Source organism: Pseudomonas sp. B3(2017) (assembly GCF_002113595.1).
GTDB classification, from domain to species: Bacteria; Pseudomonadota; Gammaproteobacteria; order Pseudomonadales; family Pseudomonadaceae; genus Aquipseudomonas; species Aquipseudomonas ekonensis.
In genome coordinates, this window is record NZ_NEIU01000004.1 from 144,536 (window position 1) to 159,370 (window position 14,835).

The 14,835-nt window shown below is 65.6% G+C and carries 16 protein-coding genes and 1 pseudogene; 7 read left to right on the plus strand and 10 right to left on the minus strand.

Translation table 11 applies throughout. The features are described 5' to 3' along the window. Window positions 1-61: 61 nt before the first annotated feature. On the plus strand, window positions 62-955 hold the full coding sequence (locus tag CAG33_RS07660) for a DMT family transporter (protein ID WP_085637626.1): 894 nt from the start codon (window positions 62-64) through the stop codon (window positions 953-955). A gap of 3 nt (window positions 956-958) precedes the next feature. On the opposite strand, the gene CAG33_RS07665 is transcribed toward CAG33_RS07660, so the two are convergent. Next, window positions 959-1,780 carry an AraC family transcriptional regulator gene (locus CAG33_RS07665; RefSeq protein ID WP_085579883.1) on the minus strand — a complete coding sequence of 274 codons (822 nt, stop codon included), beginning with the start codon at window positions 1,778-1,780 and terminating at the stop codon, window positions 959-961. Window positions 1,781-1,913: 133 nt separating this feature from the next. Here CAG33_RS07665 and CAG33_RS07670 point away from each other — a divergent pair, with 133 nt between their 5' ends. Further along, window positions 1,914-2,426 carry a carboxymuconolactone decarboxylase family protein gene (locus CAG33_RS07670; RefSeq protein WP_085579881.1) on the plus strand — a complete coding sequence of 171 codons (513 nt, stop codon included), beginning with the start codon at window positions 1,914-1,916 and terminating at the stop codon, window positions 2,424-2,426. Window positions 2,427-2,839: 413 nt separating this feature from the next. Here CAG33_RS07670 and CAG33_RS07675 read toward each other — a convergent pair whose 3' ends face one another. Beyond that, a complete protein-coding gene (locus tag CAG33_RS07675) occupies window positions 2,840-4,285 on the minus strand; it encodes a SulP family inorganic anion transporter (protein ID WP_085637629.1) in 1,446 nt (481 codons plus the stop codon). A 138-nt stretch (window positions 4,286-4,423) separates the two neighbouring features. Between CAG33_RS07675 and CAG33_RS07680 the strand changes: the two genes are divergently transcribed. Then, the gene (locus CAG33_RS07680; protein WP_085630516.1) at window positions 4,424-4,720 is read left to right on the plus strand and encodes a hypothetical protein; all 297 of its coding nucleotides are present in this window, start codon (window positions 4,424-4,426) and stop codon (window positions 4,718-4,720) included. Window positions 4,721-4,725: 5 nt separating this feature from the next. Here the strand turns inward: CAG33_RS07680 and CAG33_RS07685 are convergent, their stop codons facing one another. Beyond that, window positions 4,726-5,184, minus strand: coding sequence for a GNAT family N-acetyltransferase (locus CAG33_RS07685; protein WP_085630518.1), 459 nt, complete (start codon window positions 5,182-5,184; stop codon window positions 4,726-4,728). 124 nt (window positions 5,185-5,308) lie between these two features. On the opposite strand from CAG33_RS07685, the gene CAG33_RS07690 reads away from it, so the two are divergent. Then, entirely contained in the window at window positions 5,309-5,950 is a 642-nt protein-coding gene (locus CAG33_RS07690) for a TetR/AcrR family transcriptional regulator (RefSeq protein WP_085579873.1), read from the plus strand. A gap of 21 nt (window positions 5,951-5,971) precedes the next feature. On the opposite strand, the gene CAG33_RS07695 is transcribed toward CAG33_RS07690, so the two are convergent. From CAG33_RS07695 to ggt, 3 genes are all read right to left on the minus strand, one after another. Continuing rightward, a complete protein-coding gene (locus tag CAG33_RS07695; RefSeq protein ID WP_085637632.1) occupies window positions 5,972-6,991 on the minus strand; it encodes a lysozyme inhibitor LprI family protein in 1,020 nt (339 codons plus the stop codon). 180 nt (window positions 6,992-7,171) lie between these two features. Next, window positions 7,172-7,705, minus strand: coding sequence for a cysteine hydrolase family protein (locus tag CAG33_RS07700; RefSeq protein WP_085579869.1), 534 nt, complete (start codon window positions 7,703-7,705; stop codon window positions 7,172-7,174). A 68-nt stretch (window positions 7,706-7,773) separates the two neighbouring features. Next, complete coding sequence (gene ggt / locus CAG33_RS07705) at window positions 7,774-9,501, minus strand: gamma-glutamyltransferase (protein ID WP_085579867.1); 1,728 nt, start codon at window positions 9,499-9,501, stop codon at window positions 7,774-7,776. A 151-nt stretch (window positions 9,502-9,652) separates the two neighbouring features. Between ggt and CAG33_RS07710 the strand changes: the two genes are divergently transcribed. Beyond that, window positions 9,653-10,168 (plus strand): methylated-DNA--[protein]-cysteine S-methyltransferase, encoded by a 516-nt coding sequence (locus CAG33_RS07710; protein ID WP_085637635.1) that lies wholly within the window; start codon window positions 9,653-9,655, stop codon window positions 10,166-10,168. Between the two features lie 85 nt (window positions 10,169-10,253). Here CAG33_RS07710 and CAG33_RS07715 read toward each other — a convergent pair whose 3' ends face one another. From CAG33_RS07715 to CAG33_RS07725, 3 genes and pseudogenes are all read right to left on the minus strand, one after another. Then, entirely contained in the window at window positions 10,254-10,844 is a 591-nt protein-coding gene (locus CAG33_RS07715) for an NUDIX domain-containing protein (RefSeq protein ID WP_085579863.1), read from the minus strand. Between the two features lie 165 nt (window positions 10,845-11,009). Beyond that, window positions 11,010-12,011 (minus strand): annotated as a pseudogene (locus CAG33_RS07720) (chitinase); the annotation flags it as partial. Window positions 12,012-12,051: 40 nt separating this feature from the next. Continuing rightward, window positions 12,052-12,687 carry a lytic polysaccharide monooxygenase auxiliary activity family 9 protein gene (locus tag CAG33_RS07725; RefSeq protein ID WP_085580105.1) on the minus strand — a complete coding sequence of 212 codons (636 nt, stop codon included), beginning with the start codon at window positions 12,685-12,687 and terminating at the stop codon, window positions 12,052-12,054. 317 nt (window positions 12,688-13,004) lie between these two features. On the opposite strand from CAG33_RS07725, the gene CAG33_RS07730 reads away from it, so the two are divergent. Then, a complete protein-coding gene (locus tag CAG33_RS07730; RefSeq protein WP_085630524.1) occupies window positions 13,005-13,430 on the plus strand; it encodes a GNAT family N-acetyltransferase in 426 nt (141 codons plus the stop codon). Between the two features lie 168 nt (window positions 13,431-13,598). On the opposite strand, the gene CAG33_RS07735 is transcribed toward CAG33_RS07730, so the two are convergent. Further along, entirely contained in the window at window positions 13,599-13,949 is a 351-nt protein-coding gene (locus tag CAG33_RS07735; RefSeq protein WP_085579857.1) for a hypothetical protein, read from the minus strand. 146 nt (window positions 13,950-14,095) lie between these two features. Between CAG33_RS07735 and CAG33_RS07740 the strand changes: the two genes are divergently transcribed. Further along, window positions 14,096-14,800, plus strand: coding sequence for a YoaK family protein (locus CAG33_RS07740; RefSeq protein ID WP_085637641.1), 705 nt, complete (start codon window positions 14,096-14,098; stop codon window positions 14,798-14,800). Window positions 14,801-14,835: the final 35 nt, after the last annotated feature.

A 14,835-nucleotide genomic window follows, 5' to 3' on the forward strand; every position in this document is an offset into this window, starting at 1 on the left:
GTCTTGATTCTCAGCCATAGGATTCGCCCCAGGCAACCCCCAACCTTGAGTGCGACCCTGTATGGAACGAACGTCGAACCTGCCCCACCCCGCCCTGGAGAAGACCAGCGGCTGGATCAACGGATTCATTGGCGTGGTGATCTTCAGCGGCTCATTGCCGGCCACCCGGCTGGCGGTGCTGGAATTCGACCCGGTGTTCCTCACCGTGGCCCGCGCCACGCTCGCCGGCCTGCTCGGGCTGTGCCTGCTGTGGCTGTTCCGCGAGCGGCGCCCGGCGCGCGACCAGTGGTGGCCGCTGGTGATCGTGGCGCTGGGCGTGGTGCTCGGGTTTCCGCTGCTCACGGCGCTCGCCCTGCAATACGTGACGTCGGCCCATTCGATCGTGTTTGTCGGCTTGCTGCCGCTGGCCACGGCGGTGTTCGGCGTGCTGCGCGGCGGCGAGCGGCCGCGCCCGGTGTTCTGGATCTTCTCGTTGCTGGGCAGTGCGCTGGTGGTCGGTTTCGCGCTGGCACAGGGATTGAGCGCCTCGCCCACCGGCGACCTGCTGATGCTGGCGGCCATCCTGGCCTGCGGGTTGGGTTACGCCGAAGGCGCGAAACTGTCGCGCACCCTCGGCGGTTGGCAAGTGATCTGTTGGGCGCTGGTGCTGGCGCTGCCGGCGATGGCGGGCTTGAGCCTGTGGCGGATGCCTGCCTCGTTCTCCGGCATCAGCGTCACGGCCTGGACGTGCCTGGCCTACGTGTCGCTGTTCAGCATGTTGATCGGTTTTGTGTTCTGGTATCGCGGGCTGGCCCAGGGCGGGATCGCCGCCGTCGGGCAACTGCAGCTGCTGCCTCCGTTCTTCGGCCTGGCGCTGGCCGCGACGCTGGTGCATGAACAGGTCAGCCTGGGCATGCTGGCCGTGACGCTGGGGGTGATCCTGTGCGTGGCCGGGGCGAAGAAGTTCGCCCGCTAGCCCTCAGCGGGCGTCGGCCTTCCATTGCCTCGGGCTTAGCCCGGTCTTGCGCCGGAACGCCCGGGCCAGCGCCGACGGGCTCTCGTAGCCGACCTCTTCGGCGATCAGCGCAATCGGCCGGCCCTCGCGCAGACGCTTCTGCGCCAGGCTGATCCGCCAGCTCAAGAGATAGTCCAGCGGCGTCTGCCCGACCACCCGGCGAAAGTGCTCGGCGAACCCGGCGCGGGACTGGTTGGCGGCCGCCGCCAGCTCGGCCACGCTCCAGGCCCGGGCGGGCTCGTCGTGCATCAGCCCCAACGCCCGCGACAGCCTCGGATCGGCCAGCCCGGCCATCATGCCCGGCTGCTGGTCGCGCCGGCTGATGAGGTGGCGCAGCAGCAGGATCACCAGCAGCTCGAACAACCGGTCCATCACCGCTTCGCGCCCGCAGTGCCCGTCGAAGGCTTCCTTGAACAGCCACGCCAGCGTGCTGCCCAGCTCCGGGATGTCGGTGAGCTTCAGCACCAAGTAGTCAGGCAAGGCCGACGCCAGCGCGTTGCCTGAACCGCCGTCGAACGTCAGCGAGGCGCACACCAGTTGCGTGCCCATCGATTCGTCGGCGAACAGTCGGTGGGCCAAGGGCCGGGGGAAGAAAATCAGGGTTGGTTCGTTGAGCGTCAGCTCAGGGTCGTTGCCGGGCTTGAGCAGCACCTCGCCGGCCTGCAGCAGGTGCACATGGCCGCACGCCTGTTCGCCGCCGTAGGCGCTGACGCCGCAGAACGCGCCGCTGTGGAACGTGCCGGCATTGACGCCGAAGTGGGTGAGCAAGGTGGAGAGGCGATCCATGACGGCATCCTCGGCGACGGGTTTGGACGATCTGCCGCATATCCTCGACGATTTGCACCCAAAGCACCAGCCGCGCTCCCTAACATGAGCTCCATCCCCGGTGCACTCCGCACCGGACATTCGGAGATTCATCATGAGCCGCATCACCCCGATCAGCCTCGACACCGCCGCCGACGCCACCCGCACCGTGCTGGAAGGCGTGCAGAAGAAAATCGGCTTCCTGCCCAATGTGTTCACGACCCTGGCCAAGGCGCCCGTGGCACTGGACACCTACCTGCAAGCCTCCGCCATCCTGGGCAAGACCTCGCTCAGCGCCAAGGAGAAAGAAGCGGTGTACCTGGCCACCTCGCAGGTCAACGGCTGCGACTACTGCCTGAGCGCCCATACGCTGTTCGCCAGCAAGGCCGGGCTGTCGGCCGAGGACATCGCCCAGGCGCGCCACGGCCGGCTGAACGCCTTCGCCGCCCTCGCCCGCCAACTGACCGAGACCCGCGGCCAGTTGAGCGACGAACAGATCGCCGCCGCCCGCGCCGCCGGCATCGACGACAAGCAGATCATCGAAACGGTCGCACTCGTCGCCGTGCAGACCCTGACCAACTACCTCAACAACGTGGCGCTGACCGACATCGACTTCCCCGCCATCTGAAACCTGCCGGCTCCCACAGGGTTCAGCGGTGTCCGCACAAATGACCGGCCACCATCGATCCTGTGGGAGCCAGCTTGCTGGCGATAGCGGTCTGTCAGCTAAAGATGTTGCCCGTGCTGGCCCCATCGCTTGCAGGCAATCCCACAGGTATCCCGGGTGTTAGCAGGATCCAGGCACACCACAAAGCCCTGTGGGAGCTGGCTTGCCAGCGATAGCGGTCTATCAGCCACCCAAGATATTGCCTGTGCCGATCCCATCGCTGGCAAGTCGAGTCGTCGCACCGCAGCTCCCACAGGGTTCAGCGGCATCCTCAGAAATGACAGGCCAACATCGATCCTGTGGGAGCCAGCCTGCTGGCGATAGCGGCCTGCAAGCGACCCAAGATGCCGGCAGTGACACCCTCTCCCACTTGCTCAAGCGTGCTCCACCCCGGCGCGCTTGAGCAGTTTCTTGCAGCGCTCGGACAGGTGGAACACCTGCAACTGCTTGCCGGCCTTGGCGTACCGCTCGCGCAGGGTCTTCAGCGCGGCGATGGCCGAGTAGTCGACAAAGCTCAGGTGGCGGCAATCCAGGGTCACCCGCGCCGGATCGCCGGCCGGGTCGAACTGGTTGAGGAACGGCGTGGTCGAGGCAAAGAACAGCGTGCCGTGCAGCCGGTAGAGCTTGCTGCCGTCGGCCTCCAGATGCGCATCGGCGTACAGTTCGCGGGCCTGCTGCCAGGCGAAGTTGAGCGCGGCGATGACGATGCCGCACATCACCGCGGTGGCCAGGTCCGTGAACACGGTGATGACCGTCACCGCCATGATCACCAGCACATCGTTGAGCGGCACCTTGTTCACCACCCGCAAGGAGGCCCAGGCAAACGTCTGCTGCGACACCACGAACATCACCCCCACCAGCGCCGCCAGCGGAATGCGCTCGATCATCGGTGACAGGAACAGGATGAACAGCAGGATCGCCACCCCGGCCACCACGCCGGATACCCGCCCGCGCCCGCCGGAACTGAGGTTGATCACGGTCTGGCCGATCATGGCGCAGCCGCCCATGCCGCCGAACGCACCCGACACCATGTTCGCCGCCCCCAGCGCCACGCATTCGCGGTCCGGGTAGCCACGGGTCTCGGTGATTTCGTCGGTGAGGTTCAGGGTCAGCAGGGTTTCCAGCAGGCCGACCAGCGCCATCAGCACCGCGTACGGCGCGATGATGCGCAGGGTCTCCAGGTTCCACGGGATGTCCGGCAGCGCCAGGGCCGGCAGGCCGCCGGCGATGTGCGCCATGTCGCCGAGGGTACGGGTCGGCAGGGCCAGCAGGTACACCAGTGCGCCCACGCCGAGGATCGCCACCAGTGCCGGCGGCACCGAGCGGGTCAGGCGCGGCAGGAGGTAGACGATGGCCATCGTCAGCCCCACAAGCCCAGCCATCAGGTACAGCGGCGCGCCGCTGAGCCAGTGTTCGCCGTCCTTGAAATGCTCCAACTGCGCCAATGCGATGATGATCGCCAGGCCGTTGACGAAGCCGAGCATCACCGGGTGCGGCACCATCCGCACCAGTTTGCCCAGGCGCAACAGCCCGAACGCCATCATCACCAGACCGCCGAGCAGCACGGTGGCCAGCAGGTACTGCACGCCGTGCTGCACCACCAGCGCGACGATCACCACCGCCATCGAGCCGGCCGCCCCGGACACCATGCCCGGCCGGCCGCCGAACAGCGCGGTCAGCGTGCAGATGATGAACGCGCCGTACAGGCCCATCAGCGGATTGAGGTGGGCCACCAGCGCAAACGCGATGCATTCGGGCAACAGGGCGAACGAGGTGGTGAGTCCGGCCAGGACATCGGCGCGCAGACGTTTCGGTTTCATGGCTTACCTGATACGGGGTCGACGGAAAAACAGGGCTACGGATGTTACGCAAGTGCCCGCAGGCAAACCAGCGGACGCTGACAACCGCCGTCGGGCGCTCTAAGCTGGCGCGCCTGTTCCGTCGACCGAGAGCCCGTCATGCCCACCCCGTTGAACGCCCGGGAAGTCTGCCAGCGCCTGCGCGATGCCGCGCTGGGCGTGTGTCCGTTGCGCCGCACCGCTGAGCCGTGCGGATCGGCGCGGGTCACGGTCGATATCGACGGCTGGCGGTTGGCGCTCGACCTCGACGGGCCGCGCCTGCTGCATTGCCTCGAATGCCGCAGCCCCGATGGCCGGGCCTGGCGGCTCGACACCTCGCAACGCTTCGGCACCGACCCGGTCAGCCTGCTGAGCACCTGGGAGCTGGCGCAGATCGAGCGGCTGCTGGCCGAGTGACCGGCTCAGCCCTTGCGCAGATCGAGGGTGTAGGTGAAGTACCCGGTGTCGCGCACCCAGCCCAGCGACTCGTACAGGCCTTGGGCGGTGAAGTTGTCGGTGGCGGTTTCCAGCACCAGGCCCTTGGCCCCGCTCTGCACAGCAAAGTCCCGCGCCGTGTTCATCAGCAGCCTTCCTGCCCCACGGCCACGGGCGGCCGGAGTGGTGAACAGGTCGCTGAGCAGCCAGGTGCGATGGGCGTCGATGGATGAGAACGACGGGTACAGCTGCACAAAGCCCAGCGCCTGGCCGTCGGCGTCCTGCGCGATGAAGATCGCCGATTCGCCGGCGGCCAGGCGCTCGGCGATGAACGCCCGCGACTGCGCCAGATCCGACGGCTGGCCGTAGAAGCCGCGGTAGGCGTCGAACAACGCGGCCACCGCATCGAGGTGAGAGGCATCGGCGCGCAAGGTGCGAAGGGTCATGTGGTTTTTTCCGGGATCGATTGGATCGGCACAGCATAGCGTTGTCTGCCGAGTCTGCTGGCTTCATCGCTATATAGTTTTGTATATTGCGAACCCGAAACCGCCAGACTCCGCCGTGCCTTCCATGAGCAGCATCCGTCAACGCAACGAGCAACTGATCCTCGCCGCCGCCAGCGAGGAATTCGCCGCCAAGGGTTTCGACGCCACCCAGACCCGCGACATCGCCGCCCGTGCCGGCGTGCCCAAGGCCAACCTGTATTACTACTTCCAGACCAAGGAAAACCTCTACGCCAAGGTGCTGCTGGGTTTCGTCGAACCGCTGCTGGACGCCTCGGCGGCGCTGCGCGAGAGCGACGACCCGCTGATCGGCCTGCGGGCGTACGTGGCGGCGCGGATCCGCATCGCCCGCGAGCACCCGGCCATCGCCCGGGTGTTCAGCGGCGAACTGCTGCTCGGCGGCCCGCAGTTGCCGCCCGAGTGCCGCGACCTGCTGCACGCCGAAGCGAGGCGCAACGTCGAGTGCCTGCGCAGTTGGATCGACCGCGGCCTGCTGGCCCCGGTGGATCCCGAGCACCTGATGCTGTTCATCTGGTCGGCGACCCGCACCTACACCAACATCGGCTGGCAGATGGGGTGCATCACCGGGCGCGAAGTGCCGCAGGACGAGGACTACGCCGCGGCGGCGGACACCGTCACGCGGCTGGTGCTGGGCGGCGTGGTGCGGGAGCCGGCGGCCCCTGTGCACCGGTTGATGTTCGCGACCTGAGGTGGCGGCGACAGGCTAGCGTTACGGCATGCGCTCCAGCGGCAGGGTTCTGCCGCCCTGCATGCGCTCGTACCAGGCGTGCACGGCAGCGGGCAGGCGATCCTTCCAGTCGGGGACGTTGGTGTAGTAGCGGGCGCGGGACTCGCCCTGGGCATCGGGCACCAGCAGCGCGATCCAGAAGCGGTTGCCGGCGGCGCTCATCACGATGGCAGCGTTGAAGTTGCCCAAACCGCGCACCCACAGCTCATCGACCTCGCTGCCCGGCACGTCGGCGGACGGATCGCCGATCGTCATCGTCCCCGCGCTTTGCACCAGTGCCGGGTAGTCGCCCTTGAGCAGCGTGCGCAGTGTGTCGTCTTCCTGTTGCGTGCGCACCAGGCTCAGCGCCAGCAGATCGTAGTCCAGCTTCAAGGGCGTTGGCGAAGCGACATAACGCCCGGCATAGAACACTCCCATTCCTGCCCCGCAGTCAGCGTCGTCACCCTGTTGCGCGACGTTCAGCACGCCGTTGATCGCCGTGAAGCTCAACGCGCACTCGCCCTCGGCGTAGTCCGCCCCCGAGGCGCGGCGTGTGGCGGTTCCCTCCAGGCTGCCTTCGTTGGCGCCGGCGGTGGCCTCCACGGCGAAGGACACGTGCGAATCGTCCCGTAGGGACGTGTTCAGCTCTGCACCCGAGGCCACGCCTTCGGGAATCCGCTGCCACATCGCGTTCCAGCTGAACGGCTTTGCGGCGTATTCAAGTTCGGTGAGGCGCATGAGGTACAGGCGGCGCAGGCAACCCAACGTTTCGCCGCAGACGTCGCGGTTCTTCAGCCACGCCCGCTGATCCGCCTTGAGTGCCTTCGGGTCGGCGACCTCCGCCAGCGTGGTGCGCCAAACCGCGCTCAGCTTCTCATCGAGGGCGGAGGTGTACGGATCGGCGCAAAGGGTTTTCTCGACCGGGCCGGACGCCTTGGCGCAGTCGAAACCGGCGGCGTGGGACATCGGGGCGATTACGAGGCTGGCCAGCAGCCAGGCATGACGGGCATTGAACGCGGGCATCGACAGATTCCATTCCTGAGGCGCCGGCAGTATGCCGGGAGCGACCGGTCGATGCCCGGAGTTTTCACCGCCTGCAGGAGCGAGCCTGCTCGCCAAAGCGTCATCCCCCTCAATGTCCGAGGCGAACGACACGACGCCTCGCGAGCAGGCTCGCGCCTACAGGGAAGGCTGCTCGGCGGGTCAGAAGGTGATCTGAGCCGCCGGCGTGACGTCGATCCGCGCCACCGAGCTGCTCAGATGAGCCAGATCCTTGTTGTGCTCGGCGATGATGTCTTCGGCGCTCATGCTGCCGTTGTCCACGGTGGAGTGGGCGTCGGCCGCCAGCACCACGTCATAGCCCAGTTGATGCGCCTGGCGCACGGTGGCGTTGACGCAGTAATCGGTCTGCAGGCCGCCGATCACCAACCGGTCGAAGTCTTCCTTGGGGATCAGCTTCTGCAGCGTAGTCTGGCAGAACGAGTCCGGGGCGGTCTTGCGCACGTACAGGTCGCCCGGCGCGGTCTCCAGGCCGTCCGCCAGTTGCCAGCCGTCGCTGCCGTGGGCCAGCAGGTCGCCCTCTTCTTCGTGCTGGATGAACACCACCGGCACGCCGGCCTGGCGGGCGCGTGCGCTGAGGCGGTTGAGGGTGTCGATGACGCGGGGGATGTCGTAGCACGCGTATTGGCCCGAGCACAGGGCGCGTTGGACGTCGATGATCAACAATGCGGTGGACATGGCAGGCCTTCCTTGATCGATCCGTGAGACAGGGGCGGACAAACGCCCGCCCCTCTTTTTTACGCGCGTCAGTAACCCAATGACAACCCGGTGTTGCGCCGCGGGTCGTTGGCGCCGTAGAAGCGGTTCTTGCCCACCGGTTTGCCGCCCAGGGACGGCGCGCCGACAAGGATCGCCGCGATATGGTTGGCATCTTGCGGGCCGGCGAACTTGTGGCCCCAGCTTTCGAGGATCTTCCTGGTGTCGGGGCTGGCGGCGAAGTCTTCGAGGTTGGTCTGCTCCGGCATCCACTGCTGATGGAAGCGCGGCGCATCGACCGCTTCCTGCAGGCCCATGCCGTAGTCGATGACGTTGAGCATGGTCAGCAGGGTCGCGGTGATGATCCGGCTGCCGCCCGGCGTGCCGACCACCATCACCACCTTGCCGTCCTTGGTGACGATGGTCGGGCTCATCGACGACAGCGGCGCCTTGCCGGGCGCGATGGCGTTGGCCTCGCCCTGCACCAGGCCGTACATGTTCGGCACGCCGACCTTGGAGGTGAAGTCGTCCATCTCATCGTTGAGGATCACCCCGGTCTTGCTGGCCATCACGCCGGCGCCGAACCAGTCGTTGAGGGTGTAGGTCACCGACACGGCGTTGCCCCACTTGTCGACGATCGAGTAGTGGGTGGTGTTGCTGCCCTCATGGGGCGCGACGCCCGGCTTGAGTTCGGCGGAGACGCCAGCCTTCTGCGGCGCGATGGCCTCGCGCAGCTTGGTCGCGTAGTTTTTGTCCAGCAGGTGCTCGATGGGGTTCTTCACGAAGTCCGGGTCGCCCAGGTAGCTGTTGCGGTCCACGTAGGCGTGGCGCATGGCTTCGATCTGGTAGTGCATGCCCTGGGCGGAATGGAAGCCCAGGTCCTTCATCGGATAGCCTTCGAGAATGTTCATGATCTGGCAGATCACCACGCCGCCGGAGCTGGGCGGTGGCGCCGAGATCACGTGGTAGCCGCGGTAGTCGCACTCCACCGGCGCCAGTTCGCGGGTCTTGTACTTGTCCAGGTCGGCCTGGGTGATGATGCCCTTGTTGGCCTGGCTTGAGGTGACGATGGCGTCGGCCACCCAGCCCTTGTAGAAACCGTCCGCGCCTTTTTCGGAAATGGTGCGCAGGGTCTTGCCCAGATCCTTCTGCACCAGCTTCTGCCCCACCTGCATCGGCTCGCCGTTGCTGAGGAAGATCGAGCCGGAGTCGCGCATGTCCTTCTTGAACACGTCGGTGGCGTACTCCAGCAGATCGACGTCGCCCTGCTCCAGCACGAACCCGTCTTCGGCCAGCTTGATGGCCGGGGCGATCATCTCATTGCGCGGCTTGGTGCCGTACTTCTTCAGCGCCAGCTCCATGCCCGACACCGTGCCCGGCACGCCGACCGCCAGATGGCCGCGGGTGCTCAGGTCCGGAATGACGTTGCCGTCCTTGTCCAGGTACATGTTCGCGGTGGCGGCCAGGGGAGCCTTTTCCCGGAAGTCGAGGAAGGTCTTGCGCCCGTCCGCCAGTTGAATGGTCATGAAACCGCCGCCGCCCAGGTTGCCCGCCGCGGGGTAGACCACCGCCAGCGCGTAACCGACGGCGACCGCCGCATCCACCGCGTTGCCGCCGTTCTTCAGCACATCGACGCCCACGTGGGTGGCCAGGTGCTGGGCGGTGACCACCATGCCGTTCTCCGCCGCCACCGGGGCCACCGAAGCGGCATGGGCCGTGAGACAGGCCAGGGTGAAGGAGGTCGCGATCAGGGTCTTGGCAAAAGGTTCGTACTTCATGGGTCGGTCCCTTCTTGTTATTAGGCTTTTCAGGAAAGCAGGGAGAAGCGCTGCAAGAGCCACAAGCAGTATGGCCGCGATTGCGATTTGCGCCTCCCGGAACACGCCGTATGCTGTGCGCTGTTCCCGCCCCCCCCACGGAGTCCGACCTATGGCCTACACGTTCATCACCCTGCCCTCGCCGGTCGGCGAACTGAAGCTGGTCGCGAACGGCCAGCGACTGGCGGCCATCCTCTGGGAAAACGACAGGCCCGACCGGGTGCGCCTGGGACCGATGGTCGAGGCGCCGGACAACCCGGTGCTGCTCAAGACCGCGCAGCAGCTGCAGGAATATTTCGCCGGCACGCGAAACCGCTTCGAGCTGGAGCTGGATTTCGCCGGCACCGACTTCCAGAAAAGGGTCTGGACGGCGCTGCTGACCATTCCCTTCGGCGAGACCCGCACCTACAGCCAGATCGCCGAGCAGATCGGCCACCCCAGCGCGGTGCGGGCAGTGGGCGCGGCGAACGGGCGCAATCCGATCTCGATCGTTGCGCCGTGCCATCGGGTGATCGGCGCATCGGGCAAACTGACGGGGTTCGCCGGAGGGCTTGAGGCCAAGGAGCGGCTATTGAAGTTGGAAGGTTGCCGGTGGGCCGAGGTCGGACGGACGGGGGAGCTGTTCTGATCGCCTGTCTTCAGTGATCGGCCCACTGTGGCGCTGCGGCTATTTTCAATGGGGGTGAGAGAGATTGCTCCCTCACCAAAGGGCCTCAAGCGGAGAACAGGTCGTTCATCGCCGCATACTGCAACAGCATGATGGTCTTGGCATCGCAGATCTCGCCGCGCCCGAAAGCGGCCAGCGCATCATCGAAGCGCCACTCCAGCACCTCCAGCTCTTCGGTCTCTTCCTCCAGGCCGCCGCCGGCGCCGACCTTCGACGACGCGTCGTACTCGGCAACGAAAAAGTGCAGCTTCTCGGTCACCGAACCCGGACTCATGTAGGACTCGAACACCTTCCTCACGTCATGCACGCGGTAGCCGGTTTCCTCCTCGGCTTCGGCACGGATGCGTTGCTCGGGATCGGCCCCTTCAAGCAGCCCGGCGGCCACTTCGATCAGCAGCCCGTCATGGCCGTTGACGAACACCGGCAGACGGAACTGCCGGGTCAGCACCACCGTGCGCCTCTCGCGGTTGAACAGCAGGATCGCAGCACCGTTGCCGCGGTCGTAGACCTCACGGGTCTGGCGCTGCCAGTCGCCGCTGTTGCGCCGGTAGTCGAAGGTGATTTTCTTGAGCAAGTACCAATCGTGGGACAGCACCTGCGTATCGATGAATTTGACCCGTTCGGCCGTGTTGGACATGACGCCTGACCCTTGTGTCCTTGAAGGACGCCCATGGTAGGCGAAAAGACGCGGCCCACGGACGAAAAAAAGCCCGGCAGCGCTACCGGGCTTTCTGTTCGCTTACTGCTGTTGGCCGATGTCGACCGTCATGTCGTCCGACGCGTGCTCAGACAGCTTGGCGCCATGGATCAGCGGCCCGTAACGGCGGCTGAATTCCCAGTTGTACGGCACCCGGTCCTTGCTGATGCCGTTGTCCCAGTTCACCGACCAGGTCATCAGCCCCTTGATCGGATGCCCTTTGATGGCCAGCCGCTTCATGGCGTTGCCCACCGCGGTCTTGTCGATCACGTAGCCGGTGGCGGCGGCATCGACGTTGGACGGCAGGCCGATGACGAACTTGTCCGCCGCGATCTTGGTGAACCCGCGGGTGCCGGTCACCAGGCTTTCGGTCAGGTAATAAAGGAAGTCTTCCTTCATCGCGTCGTTGTTCTGCGCGATCCACGCACCGTTGCCGTTGTTGGCCTCCGGCACCCAGACCCCGTCGCCGCCCTGGTTGTAGAACTGCGGGGCGATGAAGTCGTAGTAGCCTTCCAGCGCTTGCAGGTAGCCGACGTACTTGCCGTTGGCGGTCAGGTACGGGAACTCCGGCGCCATGCTGATGATGAAGTGCTTGCCCTGGCCTGCGTAGTGATCCTTGACCAGTTTCAGCGCCGCCGGCAGGACGGTCTTGTTGGCGGCGAAATCAATCGCGCTCTGTTCAAGATCGATGTCCAGCCCGTCGAAGCCGTAGGTTTCCACCAGACGGATGATCTCGTTGGCCAGCGGTTGTTCTTGGCCGGCGCGCAACTCGATGTGCGCATCGGCGCCGCCCAGGGAGATCAGCACCGCCCGCCCCTGGCTGTTGAGCACGCCGACCTGGCGGCGGAACTCGGCGTCGGAGACGTTGTGGGGCTTGAAGGTCGGGATGCCGTTGCCTTTCATGAAGGCCACAGCGACCACGTTGTACTCCTTGGGTACGTTTTCAAGCGCGATGTTGGCGAACTGCCCTTGCCGGTAGCCGTCGCTCGGCCCCGCCGGCCAGTTGTGCCAGAAGCCCATGAGGATCTTCTTGCCGGCGATGCTCGGCATCAGCGACGCCGCGTCGCCCGCCTGGTTGTGCAACAGGGTGAAATCAATGTTCGACATGTTCTAATCCTTCAGAACGTGTGGGTCGGTTGGCGCGGACTTACTTGAAGTCGACGTCGAAGGCCTGATAGAAGGCGTTGCCGGTGTTGGCGACGATCCACATCAGGACGATCACGTGACGCCCCTTCTTGTTGGCCGGCAGTTTCACCGAATGGTTGACCTTGGCCTTCAGTTCGCCCGCATGACTGTAGTACGGAACCTGCGGGTAGAAATCCTCGAAGAACGGTTGCGCCTCCAGTTGCGCACGGGTGATGCGGGTCTTCGGATCCCAGCCGTCCTTGGTGATCAGCCAGCGGTAGCCGCGGGTGGTGTGCGGGGCGGTGTACTCCCATTTGATGTCCAGGGTCTGGCCCGGTGTGACGTTGAGCAGCGGCCAGGTGAACGGGCGACCGAGCTTCTTGCTCATTTCCTCGTCGGTGAAGTTCACGCAGTCGCGGGCATCGTCCTTGCCGCCGCTGAGGATGTAGCCGTCGGCCGGCGGCACGACGCTCGGGTTGTCCGTGCCGAACGGCGCGGGGAACGGACCGGCCGCCAGCGCCGGGAAGTTCTTGCCGCCTTCCATTTCGTTGACCTGCCAGCCGCCCAGCAGGCCTTGCTCGATGGCCACCGAACCACGGCTGGCCGGAGAGGTGACGCGACCGTGTCGCAGTTGGGTTTCAGGGGTTGCTTGATTCATGTTGTTCACTCCATTGATTTAAGAACTCTCCTTCCCGAGGAGAGGCCTTCAAGCTAACGGAGGGGGATTTTTTGTCCATCGGCGGATTTGTCGCAGCGGGCGGCCTTGCGCCAGCAATCGTCAATGAATACTGGATGTATATACAGCACCCTAAGTCAGCGCGTACTCATCCTGTAGCAAAAAACCTACACGCCAAAGGCATGAAAACCGGCATCGGCGGATCAAGGCACCGGCGACGGCGCAAGGCCGGCCGGGGGGATGGATCAAAGGTCAATGCCGGGTTAGGCTGCGCCTTCGTTGCCAAAAGGAAGTTGCACATGAACCTGCGAATCGAGCTGTCGCACACCAATACGGAAGAAGAACGCCTGGCCATCCTGGCGCCGCTGCACGCCTACAACGTCGCCCAGGCCGGCATCGCGCCCTCCACCCCCCTCACCTTGCTGGTGCGCGACGACAGCGGCGCGATTCTCGGCGGACTTTATGGCCGTTTTGTCTGCGAGTGGCTGTTCGTCGACCTGCTGTCGGTGCCTGAAGAAGGACGGGGCCAAGGCATCGGCTCCAGGCTGATGGGCATGGCCGAGGAGCTGGCGCGGGAGAAAGGCTGCTTCGGGATCTGGCTCGACACCTTCGATTTTCAGGCGCCGGTGTTCTACCGAAAGCTTGGCTACAGCGAATTCGGTGAACTGGCGGATTATCCGCCGGGGCACAAGCGGCTGTTCTTTCAGAAGCGGTTGAAGGACTGAGCCGGCAGGCCTCCTGCGAGTGCAACGGCATTGCCCTTGCTTTCGCTCTGCGGGGCCTGGGCTGATGCCATCGCCAGCAGGCTGGCTCCTACAGGGATCGGTGCATGGCACAGATCCACTGTGGGGCTTGCCCGCGATGAGGCCGGAACAGCCTCCGCCTCAACCGACCTACAGGCAGGTCGCCAGCGCCGCCAGCCGGCGCTTGGCGACGAAGTCGTCCTTCTGCGCGTAGTACTTGAGCGTGGTGCCGGACGCGTCGCTGACCACATCGACGAACGATTCCGCCGAGCGGGTGTACACCGTGGTGCCGCCCTGCTTGCCCGGCTCCAGATAAGCCGCCGCGTCCACACCGAACACCGCTTCGTCCTGCCAGGAGAACTGCACGCACTGCGCCACGTCCTTGCCGGGCTTTTCCGAGGTCAGGGTCTTGTAAGGGGTTCGGGTGCGGGCGTCTTCCATCACCGATCCCGCGCAACCGGCCAGCAAAACCGCCGCCAGCGCCACCGTCAGCATTCGCATTGCATTCGCTCATTCAAAAAAGAACGGACTGTATCACTGCCCGGCAAGGTTTCGTTCAGCTTTACCGCATCGGACGGCGCGACAACCCTCGCGCTATGGAGTAAAGCCGTGTTTTCCCACCCAGGAACCCGGCCAGGAACCCGCCCATGCTGCCGTCCGCCACCACTCACCGCGCCACGCCCGGCCATCTGCATACCCAGAAATGGCGCGGCCGCGTCGGCTTGACGCTGGTCGCCTGCCTGTCGGTGCTGGCCGGCATGACCGATGCCATCGGCTTCATGGCCAGCGGCGACTTCGTCTCGTTCATGAGCGGCAACACGACCCGCCTGGCGGTGGCGATCAGCGACGGCGACCTGGGCCTGACCCTTCGCCTGTCGATCCTGGTCGCCACGTTCGTCTTCGGCAATGCCCTCGGCGTCATCATCAGCCGGCTGAGCGGGCGTCGGGCGCTGCCGTTGCTGCTGTGCATCGCCGCGCTGCTGTGCGCCGCGGCGGCCTGGCCGTTCGAGCAGCAATTGCCGGCCCTGCTGGCGGCGATCACCGCCATGGGCATGCTCAACGCCTGCGTCGAGGAAGTGAACGGGCTGCCGGTGGGGCTGACCTACGTCACCGGGGCCCTGTCACGGTTCGGCCGGGGACTGGGCCGCTGGCTGCTGGGCGAACGACGCAACGGCTGGCGGGTGCAACTGGTGCCCTGGACGGGCATGTTCGTCGGCGCGGTCATCGGTGCGCTGCTGGAACGCCATCTGGGCCTTCAGGCCCTGTTTTTCAGCGCATTGCTGGCCGGCGTGCTCGGGGTGGTCGCCCTGAAGATCCCCCGCCGCTGGCAACTGGGCTACATGCCGCGCTGACACTCACCGCGCCTGCGGCAACATCCGCTTCGCCG

What these genes read in the sequence shown, in the direction of transcription:
- CAG33_RS07740 (WP_085637641.1), top strand. Translation starts at nt 14,096, where the DNA reads ATGCTGCCGTCCGCCACCACTCACCGCGCCACGCCCGGCCATCTGCAT.
- CAG33_RS07735 (WP_085579857.1), bottom strand. Translation starts at nt 13,949, where the DNA reads ATGCGAATGCTGACGGTGGCGCTGGCGGCGGTTTTGCTGGCCGGTTGC.
- CAG33_RS07670 (WP_085579881.1), top strand. Translation starts at nt 1,914, where the DNA reads ATGAGCCGCATCACCCCGATCAGCCTCGACACCGCCGCCGACGCCACC.
- CAG33_RS07700 (WP_085579869.1), bottom strand. Translation starts at nt 7,705, where the DNA reads ATGTCCACCGCATTGTTGATCATCGACGTCCAACGCGCCCTGTGCTCG.
- CAG33_RS07660 (WP_085637626.1), top strand. Translation starts at nt 62, where the DNA reads ATGGAACGAACGTCGAACCTGCCCCACCCCGCCCTGGAGAAGACCAGC.
- CAG33_RS07690 (WP_085579873.1), top strand. Translation starts at nt 5,309, where the DNA reads ATGAGCAGCATCCGTCAACGCAACGAGCAACTGATCCTCGCCGCCGCC.
- CAG33_RS07730 (WP_085630524.1), top strand. Translation starts at nt 13,005, where the DNA reads ATGAACCTGCGAATCGAGCTGTCGCACACCAATACGGAAGAAGAACGC.
- CAG33_RS07710 (WP_085637635.1), top strand. Translation starts at nt 9,653, where the DNA reads ATGGCCTACACGTTCATCACCCTGCCCTCGCCGGTCGGCGAACTGAAG.
- ggt (WP_085579867.1), bottom strand. Translation starts at nt 9,501, where the DNA reads ATGAAGTACGAACCTTTTGCCAAGACCCTGATCGCGACCTCCTTCACC.
- CAG33_RS07665 (WP_085579883.1), bottom strand. Translation starts at nt 1,780, where the DNA reads ATGGATCGCCTCTCCACCTTGCTCACCCACTTCGGCGTCAATGCCGGC.
- CAG33_RS07715 (WP_085579863.1), bottom strand. Translation starts at nt 10,844, where the DNA reads ATGTCCAACACGGCCGAACGGGTCAAATTCATCGATACGCAGGTGCTG.
- CAG33_RS07680 (WP_085630516.1), top strand. Translation starts at nt 4,424, where the DNA reads ATGCCCACCCCGTTGAACGCCCGGGAAGTCTGCCAGCGCCTGCGCGAT.
- CAG33_RS07675 (WP_085637629.1), bottom strand. Translation starts at nt 4,285, where the DNA reads ATGAAACCGAAACGTCTGCGCGCCGATGTCCTGGCCGGACTCACCACC.
- CAG33_RS07725 (WP_085580105.1), bottom strand. Translation starts at nt 12,687, where the DNA reads ATGAATCAAGCAACCCCTGAAACCCAACTGCGACACGGTCGCGTCACC.
- CAG33_RS07695 (WP_085637632.1), bottom strand. Translation starts at nt 6,991, where the DNA reads ATGCCCGCGTTCAATGCCCGTCATGCCTGGCTGCTGGCCAGCCTCGTA.
- CAG33_RS07685 (WP_085630518.1), bottom strand. Translation starts at nt 5,184, where the DNA reads ATGACCCTTCGCACCTTGCGCGCCGATGCCTCTCACCTCGATGCGGTG.